Source organism: Chryseobacterium rhizoplanae (genome assembly GCF_900182655.1).
Lineage (GTDB): Bacteria > Bacteroidota > Bacteroidia > Flavobacteriales > Weeksellaceae > Chryseobacterium > Chryseobacterium rhizoplanae.
This window is the reverse complement of sequence record NZ_FXTC01000002.1, coordinates 454,854-467,082: the sequence shown is the minus strand read 5'-3', so window position 1 is coordinate 467,082 and position 12,229 is coordinate 454,854. Positions and strand designations below refer to the sequence as shown.

At 32.8% G+C, this 12,229-nt stretch carries 8 protein-coding genes and 1 pseudogene; 3 read left to right on the top strand and 6 right to left on the bottom strand.

Translation table 11 applies throughout. The features are described from left to right. Nucleotides 1-62: 62 nt before the first annotated feature. Nucleotides 63-581, bottom strand: a complete 519-nt coding sequence (locus FN817_RS07320; RefSeq protein WP_142717359.1) for a hypothetical protein — start codon at nt 579-581, stop codon at nt 63-65. Between the two features lie 111 nt (nt 582-692). Here FN817_RS07320 and FN817_RS07315 point away from each other — a divergent pair, with 111 nt between their 5' ends. After that, entirely contained in the window at nt 693-2,423 is a 1,731-nt protein-coding gene (locus FN817_RS07315) for a hypothetical protein (protein WP_142717358.1), read from the top strand. Here FN817_RS07315 and FN817_RS07310 read toward each other — a convergent pair. The 4 genes from FN817_RS07310 to FN817_RS07295 are packed head-to-tail and all read right to left on the bottom strand — an operon-like array spanning nt 2,407 to nt 6,878. Then, nucleotides 2,407-3,390: a TniQ family protein gene (locus tag FN817_RS07310; RefSeq protein WP_142717357.1), complete on the bottom strand. Its 984-nt coding sequence runs from the start codon at nt 3,388-3,390 to the stop codon at nt 2,407-2,409. The two genes, FN817_RS07315 and FN817_RS07310, sit on opposite strands and share 17 nt — an antisense overlap. After that, nucleotides 3,387-4,271, bottom strand: coding sequence for a TniB family NTP-binding protein (locus FN817_RS07305; protein WP_142717356.1), 885 nt, complete (start codon nt 4,269-4,271; stop codon nt 3,387-3,389). Before FN817_RS07305 ends, FN817_RS07310 begins: the two co-directional genes overlap by 4 nt. Then, the gene (locus FN817_RS07300; RefSeq protein ID WP_142717355.1) at nt 4,252-6,111 is read right to left on the bottom strand and encodes a Mu transposase C-terminal domain-containing protein; all 1,860 of its coding nucleotides are present in this window, start codon (nt 6,109-6,111) and stop codon (nt 4,252-4,254) included. The genes FN817_RS07305 and FN817_RS07300 overlap by 20 nt, the downstream gene beginning before the upstream one ends. Next, on the bottom strand, nt 6,099-6,878 hold the full coding sequence (locus FN817_RS07295) for a TnsA endonuclease N-terminal domain-containing protein (protein ID WP_142717354.1): 780 nt from the start codon (nt 6,876-6,878) through the stop codon (nt 6,099-6,101). The genes FN817_RS07300 and FN817_RS07295 overlap by 13 nt, the downstream gene beginning before the upstream one ends. A 31-nt stretch (nt 6,879-6,909) precedes the next feature. Between FN817_RS07295 and FN817_RS07290 the strand changes: the two are divergent. Then, nucleotides 6,910-7,587: pseudogene (locus FN817_RS07290) on the top strand (ATP-binding protein); the annotation flags it as partial. Between the two features lie 17 nt (nt 7,588-7,604). Here FN817_RS07290 and FN817_RS07285 read toward each other — a convergent pair. Beyond that, on the bottom strand, nt 7,605-8,537 hold the full coding sequence (locus FN817_RS07285; protein ID WP_142717352.1) for an MBL fold metallo-hydrolase: 933 nt from the start codon (nt 8,535-8,537) through the stop codon (nt 7,605-7,607). Nucleotides 8,538-9,096: 559 nt separating this feature from the next. Here FN817_RS07285 and FN817_RS07280 point away from each other — a divergent pair. Then, nucleotides 9,097-12,204 carry a non-ribosomal peptide synthetase family protein gene (locus tag FN817_RS07280; protein WP_142717351.1) on the top strand — a complete coding sequence of 1,036 codons (3,108 nt, stop codon included), beginning with the start codon at nt 9,097-9,099 and terminating at the stop codon, nt 12,202-12,204. Nucleotides 12,205-12,229 lie beyond the last annotated feature (25 nt).

Sequence of the window (12,229 nt, the reverse complement as noted above, 5' to 3'; positions counted from 1 at the left end):
TTCTTACTGCGCAATCTATCTGCATATCTTCTTTTTTTATTACATGATAATTGTATTATATTTTACATCAGTCTTTTATGTAATCCAAGGCTTAAATTTTCAATGTTTAAATCTTTTCTAATTAAGCTTTCAATTGTTTCTATTTGTTCTTGCAATTTTTCATAGGATGTAATAGAAATTTCTGAATTTTGATGGGATGCTACTGTGACAAAATGAATTAGCGCTGCTTCCAGTTCTGTGAATTTATTTAAAATGTCAGAAGGAATAAAGAAAGAAGTTTTAGATAAAGCATAGCTGAATGTATAGGCTAACTCGTAATAATATCCGGATATTTTAGAATATTTCTTTTCCCATTGATATTGGTTGCCTTGAAAAAATTGAACTAGGTCAACCAAATCAAAAAATTTTGAATAGGTTGTCTTTGCTAAATTTAAGAGCTCTTTATAGGAGGAGAATTTCTCTTGAAATAATTGATCTTGATTATTTCTTCTTCGATCTTTTAAGTAAACAAAGAAAGAAAAAATTAAAGCTAGGGTAGCTACTAGTAATGCAAAAAAAGCAATAGAGTCTGTGGTGTTCATTTCAAAATATACTATACATTAAGGCAAATTTATTATAAATCCATTGCAAATAATTAACAATGTTTTATAAATCCAAAAAAAGTGATAAATTAACAACAAAAGCAGATGCAAATGGCTAAGAAAAAGCATATCATTGATTTTCCTGAAGGGAGAGGGCGATATTGGTATTTATTCTGGATTGGTAAAGTAAAATATGATAAACAGCGAAAGGTTGATTTTTATTTTTATAATAAAATGATGCCTGATGGTTCTTGGCATAACAATATTGATTATAATAATTGGGTGGTCAAAACTGTTCCAGTCTCATTCTTATCAGAATATAGTATAGGATCATTGTACGATGCTAAAGAAGAGAAGTTACTTCCCCTATCTCATGATAATAGTTACAATTTTACTATGCATGACTCTTATTATATGACTCAGAATAAATTCCCATTGATTGGAAATGAATATTTTATTAAGAATTCTAGCGAAATAATTGATAATAGTTTTAAATATCTAAAAGTATTTGGTAAGAATAAATTTAAAAAAAATAGATGCATTCTTATTTCACCTTATACTATTCTACAATATCTATTTTTTTACAATGATAAGTTAATAAATAAAGCTTTTTCGGGAGAGATATTATCTGGATTCAATTTAGATAAAATAAAAACTTATTCAGGATTAGGTGACGAAATAGGAAAAGAGATTGGAGAGCTTCATTATGATGCATCTAAATTAACAAAGCAAGAAGCTATTATATTAGCTCCTTTTTTCTTTATTAAAGATGAAAAGGGAGTTAAGTTTTTGTGGAGTATTTATTCTCATGTACACGAATCATTTTTTAACAATCAAAAAGAAGAAGGAAGTACATATCTGAATATTTCTTGGGAATTTAAAAAATATAACCTTGGTGTAACTGGTAAAGAAATGTATGCATTAGATTCTGAAGGTAAAAAGGTGGATTACTTATTAGCTTATAGGATTACAAATTTTACATTCTTGAATAAACAACCATATACTGTGGATGAAATAAGATTATTCCCTTTTAATGCTAAAAATTCTACTAAGGATAGAAAAAATCACGATCCAATTGATGTTACGCGACCTTCTATTCCTGAAACAGAAGGCTTATCACTAAACTTAACAAAAGATACGGCAAATAATAATCCTGCAGGAGAAGCAGTAAATGAAAAATTGCGAAATCCTTTTTATATTCCTGTAACTATCGTAAAAAGAGAGAGGCAAAAAGAAGCCTATAGTGTAGATTTGCAAAATGGAGATAATAAAAATAAAGATGTAATTAGAGAAATTGAAAATTTATTGGAATTTGCTGATACGGTAAGGGAAAATATTCAAAATACAATCATTTCGATTGGAAATTTTGAATATTTTAGAGAAGTAATTAGGATACTTAAGAGAAATTATCTAGATAGTTTGCCTAATTTTAATTTGAGAGAATTTTCAAAAAATGAAATTCCTTTACCATTTCAATTTGTTGAGATTGGTTACCTAAATAAGTATATATACTTTGTTGAATTTGGGAATGGGATTATTGGTGTTTTCAATAAAGAGTTATTTCTTAGAATACCAGTAGAAAATTTATTTTTATTAGGTTCTGAGTTTAATGATTATGAAAATGAAATAAAAGAAACGTCAAAGATTTTGTGGTCATATATCAAAAATCAATATTCAAGAGATTACATAGCCAGAGGGATAGTAATTCAACTTGGAGCTAAACATGACCGTCCGAGAAAGGGGGATGGAAGTATCACCGATAGAGAAGAATTAATTACAAAAGCAGCTTTAAGGACAGCGAAGAAGCTTTTCGAAACTAGGATAATTAATAATATTCTCTAAAAATTCTATAAAACCAGAACGGAAGATGTACATGATCTTTGGCAAAATCAGAGTATCTTAAAGAGTACTTTTTGCAGAAAGGAGCAAATCTTTCAGGTATATTATTTAACAAAAAATATATTAATGGTATGATCTTTCTACGATATTGAATTGTTGTATCTGCACTTTTACAAAAAAAATCTTCATCAATTAAATTAAATTCTGTCATAAAAGCATTTCTAACTCTTGTCCAAGTTGATGAACTCGTTTTTGATTTTCCTAAAATATTTAGTAATACCTGAATATATAGAAAGGAGTATTGCGTTTGCATACTGTACCCATTAACTATACATTCATTTATATCATTTTGATAATTATAAATCAAGGAGTCATCAGCTATTACTTCAAATTCTTTTCTTAAATCAAAATTACAGTGCCAGCATAAGTAAATTGGAATATTTTTATGGTTACTTTTATCACCTATATCAAGTCTTTGAAATATAATTGGAGAATTACAGTTAGGGCATTGGTCAATTAGATAACACTTGCATTCTGTACAAATTAAGGAGGTAAGTAAACGCCAGCTTTTTTTAAAATAGTGTTTTTTTATTAAGCATTTTGGGCAAGCTAATAAACCATTATTTTTTCTTTTTCTATGATATATTCCAAGATTAGTAATTCCAGGGGTATATGATGATGCTAGAGGAGTATTAAAAATGATATCTTTATAAGAAATAAGGTGCAAATTTAAAATATCATTTTTTGTGAGAGGAGTTATTTTAGTTAATTGGTCAATTATTGAAATATAAATAAATTTATCCACGTCTCTATTCCAAAATGTAGTTTCTTTAAAATAAAATTTTGTAAATGAAAAAGGTTTTATTTTATGAGACTGTGATAATCTAAAGATCCAACTAGATAGTAGTTCATCTTTTTCAGGAGGAATATACCCTGGTAATACCTTGGAATTAATAATTAAAAAACTCATCTGAATATCATTTTTTTTCTTTCACTAGGAGATGTGTAATCTATATTTTCGAGTATGTTTTTATTTATTTTTTCAATTCCAGTTTCAATAGCTAAAATTGTAGATAGTTCTAAAATTTTTGAGATTTCACCCAATAAACCTTCACTTTTTGACAGTATTAAACTACATAAGGAGTTTTCAATCAAATGCGAGGGATTTTTTAGGGGGAGTATTCTTTCAAAACTAGCTAGAAGCCTTAAATATTCTTCATCATTATTCCACTTAGGTAGGACCTTTGGTTCAAATCTGTTTGCTAATTGTGGATCCGTTTGAATAGCGTTAAACGCTTCTCTAGTTCCTGAACAAACTAAAGATATTTGTAATTCATTGGATATATATTTAAGAACATTCAAAAACAATCTTTGTTTTGAAATTGTGCCAGCTAATAAGTGGTGAATTTCATCAATAATTAAAATTTTAACTTTCAATTTCTTTAATAAATAAATCGTTCTTTGTTGACGCATTTCTATTTTTTCACTCGATTTATATGGTGCATATAAATTTTCAAGTATGATATTATAAAATCTCTTTTCATCCGGTTCAGGTGGGGCTTGAACCATTAATGCGGGTAATACAAGTTCTTGTGTTTCTTCTATAATGAATGATGGATTGGTTGTTGTAAACTTATTAAGGAGAGCCGTTTTACCATTGTTGGAATCTCCAATTAGTAATAAATTTGGCATTCGTAAATTGGTAGGGTAGTCTCTCAAATCTTCAAGTTTTTGATGAATTTTTTTTGCATGAGTATAACCGATCCATTTTGCTTTTTTAACGGATTTTATACGTTCTTCATCAGTCAATGTATTGACTAGCTCTCTAGTTTTATCGTGTAAATGCATCATCGTCAATTTCTTCAAATGGTTTAATCGTTAGATTAGTAATTGTTTCTATATCATTTTCCTCAATTAATTTTAATGGATTGTGAACATTTTCATTTCTTTTGTCAGAAAGCCGTGAAAACCTTTTTAGTTTTTTAGTTTCGCGAATAGCAGAAAGTTCGATATTTTCCATTTCTTTATATGCTTCAAAAATAGAATTTTCATTTACGGCTACGTTTTGTTTTGATAATTTTGTTACAACTTCGTTAAATTCCCAGATTGAAATTGGTGGTTTTGACGTGTCACGATAAGGTATTTCAAAATAATCATTAACATTAGGATCATAGAAATATATTATACTAATGTCTCTAGGATCTCGCTTAAAGATAAATTTTTGTTTCTTACTATACTTTGTTAGATCCTCTCTTGAATGAATGTACTTCCTAAGTATATCACTGTAGTAAGTAACATGGTCAATTAAAACTCCATATTCTTGTATTGTTCTTTCAAAAAAAGGCATAAAATCTAATCTCACTCTTCTTTCATTAATAAGTTTGGGTGGTAGACCCGTACCAACTGTCCCATTTTCTCCGAAAATTCCTTTTTTAAATTTTTCAAGTGGTGACATATTGATACTTGAGTGTATTTTTTTGTGATATACATTTACAATATATGTTATTAACCATTTCTCAAGTTCACTGATTGTAAGAGAAGCTTTTGATTGTGAATCATAATTTTCTCTATCTGAAACTTTAGAAAAAGTCGAACCAGACAGATTATGAACTTCCTTAGAAATAGTACCAAATAATCTCTCAATATTCCCTCCCCAATGTGGTGTTGCTATTGGTCTGTGTTCAATATTGATTCCATAGTTATAACAGGCAAGTTTAAGCATACTTCCTCGAAATTCTTTTGCATTATCCAAGTGGATGGTTGCCATTGTTCCCCAACATGGCCAATCACCTTTTATTCCATGTTTTTCAAGTAATAAATCTTTGCTTAATATAGCATTTGCTATACAAAGCCCAGTGCCCATTTCACCTGGCGGGTCAAAAGACAGATGAAAACCAATCACCATTCTACTATATACATCAATCGCAAGAGTTAAGTAAGGTCTCATAAAGGGTTTACGATATAATTCATCTACCAAAATAATATCTAAACAGGTATGATCTATCTGGACTATAGATAATGGAAAATCAGCTCCAGGAAAATTTCCTTTAATCGGTTCAAATTTATCTCTGGAACTTTTTTGCCCATATCTAGCCTTTAAAACATCCTCTTCAGATAAACTTTTTATTCTATTTCGGACTGTATTTGCATGTGGAGGAATTATATCTAGCTCTTTGCATTTCATCTTTATTGAGCGAATAACCTTTGATATAGATTTTTTTGATGGATTTAAATAAATTTCAGAAATGGAATCACTAATAATTTTATCAACATCTTTATTGAGCCGGCTTTTGTTTTTTCCTCCCGTTTTTTTCTTTCCGGATAATGCACTGATTGATCCATTTTTATTAAAAATATTAATCCATCTATAGATGGTTGAAAAATGGACATTATTACTTTTTGCTATTTCTTTTATTTGTGGGGCTCTTAAATTATTGTCTGCAATATGTTTTACAATTTCATATCTAAAACTTGCAATTTCCCATTCCTTATCAGTTAATATTTCTAGGGGTTTCTGGCTTTCTTCCTCCGCTTCAATAAATGGGCTTATTTCTTTTCTTTCAACAGTATAAATTATATTTGAATTTAATATTTGAAGGCTAATAAGGTTAACATCAACGATTTTTATGATCATTGCTGGATCTCCTTTATACATAACTTTAACTCCAGGTGCAAAATTTAATCGAGACATATGATAGAATTTAAAGTTAATTTTTTGGTTAGGTCTATCTTAATAAAATTATTAGATACCATATACCAAGTTAAGAAAATTAATTCAGCTTGTTTATCCGAATCTTTTGCTGAGTGAGCAACTAATTCGGAAACTGTACATTTTTTCAATTCTTTTAGTTTTGTTCTGAGTAATACTAAATTTTCATTTAATATTGGAAATGCAGTTCTGTCCTTATTAATATTATGAAAGTAATTTTTATATCTATGTAGAAATTTATAGTTGTATAATTCTGTTGCTCTATCTTCTCTTATATGAATTTCATCAGCCACTTTGAAAATTAAATTATTTCTTTGACAATATTTTCTTGCTGCCTTAAATTTTTGCTCAAGTTCATCTTTTTTAGCTTTCAGAGTACTAGTGTATTTAATTTCTATGAGTTCAGTTGGGCGGTTATCAAAATGTTCAACAATGAAATCTGGAATATAAGTTCTTTGTTTTTTGTTGTTATCAATATATTTGATTTTTAAAGGCTGCTCTAAGTATTGCTTTACGGTTTGATCATATTCTAAAAGGAAAATATAATCTCGTTCAAGAGAGGATTCAAATTGAATAGGATTTTTTAGCTGATCTATATTAATGACACCTGAAAGCGAAAAGCTTTTTAAACTTATTTCGCGAACTCTTTTCACAAAATTTGCATCTTCTTTTGTGATATTTAGTCTTGGATTTATGACACCTTGAGATTTTTTCTCAGATTCTTTTGTCGTTTCTACCTGTAATTTCATATTTTAATAGTATTTAGTATTGTAATTTACAGGCGGAAGTTACCCGCAGCCCGGTGAGATTTCCCTCGCACATAACGGTGTATTATTTCTTGACGAGATGCCTGAATTTAAAAGAACGGTACTCGAAGTGATGAGACAGCCCCTGGAAGACCGTGAGGTGACCATTTCAAGGGCACGATTTACCGTAAATTATCCTGCAAGTTTTATGTTAGTCGCTTCTATGAATCCCAGCCCAAGCGGATTCTTTCCCGATGATCCTAACAATACCTCATCTGTTTACGAAATGCAGCGGTATATGAATAAGCTCTCAGGACCGCTTTTAGACAGGATTGATATTCATATTGAAGTACAGAAAGTAGAGTTTGAACAACTTTCCGAAAAAAGAAAAGGAGAAAAAAGTAAGGACATCAGAAATCGTGTACTGAAAGCCAGAGATATTCAGAACAAAAGATACGAAAGCCTCAACATCAGCAGTAACGCCCAAATAGGACCTAAAGAAATTGAGGCATTTTGTGAATTGGATGAAACCTCTTTCGGGCTCATCAAATTAGCGATGGAAAAACTTAATCTTTCAGCAAGAGCTTATGACAGAATCCTGAAAGTTGCCCGAACAATCGCTGACCTTGAGGAATCTGAGAATATTCTGTCTCACCATATTTCCGAAGCGATACAGTACAGAAGTCTGGACCGGGAATTCTGGAATGGATGATCTTTGCTGCAATAATTTTATACGGAGGTCACTTCCATATCTATTTTAAGATTGATAGAAAAAGGATTGTTATAGACTTTAGGAATCCATTGAAACTGATCATTCACCTTATTGATGTAGCCTATACCTGGCCATGGAAGATGAGCAGAGCAGATAAGTGTCCTGTTTTTATAGCAATGTTCCAGAACTTTTTTACGGTTTTCAATGGCCATTTCAAAATCAATATCCCATTGAGTTCCCCAATCCGGTTTTGCAATGAGCAGTGGAGAATGAAAAGTATCAACTACATTGGTAATTGATAAATCTCCATCATTAATTGTATAAATAATATGTCCGGGCGTATGTCCCGGAGCTGCCATTGTTTGAATACATGAGAACAACTGATCTCCCATTTCAAATTTTGTAAGGCGGCTATCAATGGTAGAAAGGATTTTTCGAATTATTGGAATGCTTTGTTTTCCTCCTTGTGGATTTTTGCTCTTTTGGAAATCCGGTTCACCAGCCATCCAGAATTCAAATTCCTGGCTCGAAATATAATAATGAGCATTAGGAAATACCATCTCATCATTCTTAGAAAGAATTCCTCCGATGTGGTCTCTGTGAGCATGGGTAAGCAGAATATCAGTTATTGATTCTGGGGTAAATCCTGCAGCGGTAAGGCTATGTAATAATTTTCCCGCGTTATCCTCATCATAAAATCCCTCTCCGGTATCTATTAAAATAATGCGGTCATTTTTCCTGACAAGCATTGTGGTGATAGGTGCTTCAAAATAAGACTCCGATAAGTAAAGATTGCGAAGTTCATTTTTTACTAAATTTTGAGGAATATCAGGTGCTAAAATCGGCTGGTGGTAACCAATACCAAAATAGCCGTCAGAAAGTATAAAAATGTCCAGTTCATTGCATGGAATATGTATAAATCCATGATCTGCCTTCGGTTTGTGATCCATAAGATAAGATGAGGTGTTTGTTTTTTACAAATTTAAGTAATATTCGGATGCATTACCCATCCATGAAAGAAATAGATAAAATAACACGTCTTTAAAATCATAACAAATTACAATTCAGTCTTTTTATTAAGTTATTTCATTTCTTCTACAATATCAATTTCGGGATGTGGTAGGTGATAGTAATTTTGTAACGCATAGGTTAATTTATTATGTTAAGTTTGATTGCCAAATCATTAAAAATATTACATTATGAAAATAAAATATTTAAATACGGAGTAGTAGTCATTCTTTGTTTTAAAAGAGTAGTTCAAACTAGTCTTCCATCTTTTCGATTACAATACATGACGTTTAGGTGTTGTTTACGCCCCGCTTATTGAGCAGGTCGTTTCAACCTTCTGTATCATTCAGTTTTTTTAAAGCTATTATAAAACACATTTAGTAAATAAACTGTGGCTGCTTCGTATGTCCCTTTATTTCTGATTTTTTATGGTTTGTGAGCAATTTTACGGTAGGCAGAAACTGTTGATTACAAAATTTTTAACCAAATTATATTATTACTATGTCAAACACAATTCCCTCATTAGAAACCTTATCAATAGGTACAGCTGTATTACTGTCATCTGAAGACAGAGAAAAATTGTTAAACGGATTCAATAAAACCGGTTGGGACTATCATCATGAAGAAACATTAGAGTCTCTTTTCCGAAAACAGGTAGTTCTTCATCCCGATAAAACAGCCATTGTTTACCAGAATCAGGAGATCACGTACAGTGATTTAGATCAGAGAAGTAACCAGGTCGCCAATCTGTTATTGAGCAAAGGAATCAAAGAAGGTAAATATGTTCCTGTCTGGCTGGACCGTTCTTTAGAATGGATTGTTGCCGTTCTTGGGGTGATCAAAACGGGTGCGGCATATGTGCCTATAGATCCCGCTTACCCCGCTAAAAGAGTAGAATTTATTCTTTCAGATACCGCTGCTGATATAATCATTACCAATCAAAATCTTGAAAACCTTCTACCCGAAACTGAAAGATCAAAAGCCTTTGATCTGAGCAGTATGGAGGCCCTGAATCATTGGTCTTCAGATGATCCGGAAATTGAAATTCACAAAAACACTTTAGCATATACGATTTATACTTCAGGCTCTACCGGAAAACCAAAAGGGGTAATGGTAAGCCATTGGGCTATTCAACACCTGGTAACCTGGCATAATCATCATTTTCATGTGGATCACAGTTCAAAATTGACTCTCGTAGCAGGATTGGCATTTGATATATCCGTATGGGAAACCTGGTCAGCCCTTACTTCCGGTGCAATTCTTTTTATTGCAGATAATGAAGATAGAACAGACGTCCATGCATTGGTAGATTACTATAGGAGAAATCAGATTACACACGGTTTTGTACCTTCTGTTCTGGCTCCTCCGGTGGTTAATTGTACCCGGAATTATAATGATCTGAAATTGAAATATCTCTTTACCGGAGGTGAAAAACTGAAGCCTGTGCTTACTACGGAATTAAGCTATGAGCTGATAGATTATTATGGGCCGACGGAATGTACTGTATTTGCAACATTTAGAAAAGTAAAAGATATCAATGGAAAATATATCTCTTCAATAGGGAAACCCATTGCCAATGCAAAAGCCTATATTTTAGATGAGAATATGGAATTGATGCCGGTAGGGGCCGTAGGAGAATTATGCATTGGCGGAAATCTTTTGGCAGATGGATATCTTAATAATAAAGAACTTACAGATTCTAAATTTATTGATAATCCATTCCGGGAAACAGAAAAACTGTATCGTACCGGAGACCTTGCCAAATGGAAACCGGACGGGGATATTGAATTTCTGGGAAGAATAGATAATCAGGTGAAAATTCGTGGATTCCGGGTTGAGTTGGGAGAGATAGAACGTACATTGCTTCAGCAGAAAGATGTAAAAGAGGCGGTGGTCATTAGCAGAGATACGGAAGGAAACAGTAAATATCTGATTGCTTTTATTGTTTCAAAGGCTGATGCTGAGAAAAATATTTCATCAGTTAGAAATGCATTGAAAGAAGAACTTCCGGGTTATATGATTCCTGCACAGATTATTTTTATAGATAAAATTCCGTTGACGGCAAATGGTAAAACAGATACCCAGGTTTTAAAAGATCTTGCAGATAAGGAGGCGAAAGAACTCATTTCCTTTGAGCCGCCAACTAATGAGACAGAACGGATTATTGTAGATGTATGGTCTTCCGCTCTTGAACGTTCTGTGATTAATATTACGGATAATTTTTTTGATATCGGCGGAAACTCTCTGTTAGTGGCAGCAGTTGCTGTGTCATTGCAAAGAAAACTAGATGTGAAAGTATATCTGCGGGATATCTACCAGTTTCCGGTATTGCAGGAGCTTTCAGAAGTTCTTATCGCCAGATCCAGAGAAACAAGAGAAGCGGGTCCAAAAGAAGATGTTGAGCCTTATGTTGCCTTGCAGAAAGATGTCTACCTTGCTCCCGGAACTGTTTTTGCAGGAGGGTTTGATCCTAAACAAGTAGAAACCCCCAATACGATATTTTTAACAGGAGTAACCGGATTTGTGGGAATTCATCTTCTGCAGGAGCTTCTGGATACTACAAATGCTGAAATTTACTGCCTTGTAAGGGCTCAGGATCAATTTCATGCAATGGAAAAGATAGACAGGTGCTTTAAACAATACCATATTCCTCAAAAAGAAGAACAGAAAGCGAGAATTATTCCGGTAATTGGAGATCTGGCATTACCGGCATTGGGTCTGTCAGAAGAAGTATTCACAAAACTGGCAAAACAAACCGATCTGATTTATCACTCCGGAAGTTCTGTAAACTTCATTGAACCCTATTCTTACATGAAAGCCCCGAATGTAGAAGGTTTAAGAGAAATCATCAAATTGGCCGGGGCAGAAAGAACCAAATGTCTTGCTTTGTTATCTACCATTTCGGTATATAGCTGGGGGCATGTGTTCACAGGAAAAACGGTGATGCTGGAGTCCGATGATATTGAACAGAATCTAATGTCTGTAAGCAAAGATATTGGCTATGTAAGAAGCAAATGGGTCATGGAAGCTGTCGCAGATCTGGCCGCAAAAGAAGGCTTGCCCTTGATTACCTATCGCCTGGGATATGCAATGTGCCACAGTGAAACAGGAGCAAGTGCTTCTTATCAATGGTGGTCCGGATTGGTGAAAAACTGTATAGAATTTAAATCTTATCCTGCATTGACTGAGCTTAGAGAAGGTCTTATCACAGTAGATTATATGACGAAATCTATGGCTCATATCACAAAAAATAAAGAGGCAATAGGTAAGAAGTTTAATTTGATAGCCCGCCCGGAAACCAATCTTACGCTGGAGGGCTTCTTTGGACTTATGAAAAAGTATTATCCGTTTACCCTTAAAGATCTTCCTTACAAAGAATGGAGAAAGCAGTGGGAAGATGACAGTAAAAACCGGCTGTATCCTCTTACAAGCCTTTTCAGGGACAATATGCATGAAGGTTTATCCACCGTTGAGCTTTACCAGAATACTTATATATGGGATTGTTCCAATGTGATTCAGTTTTTGGAGGGATCGGGTATTCAGGAACCCATATTTGATAAAAAAGTACTGGATTCCTATTTGAAATACCTTGGAATTCCGGTTGAATAGTATTATTGATTATTAAAATTCCAGG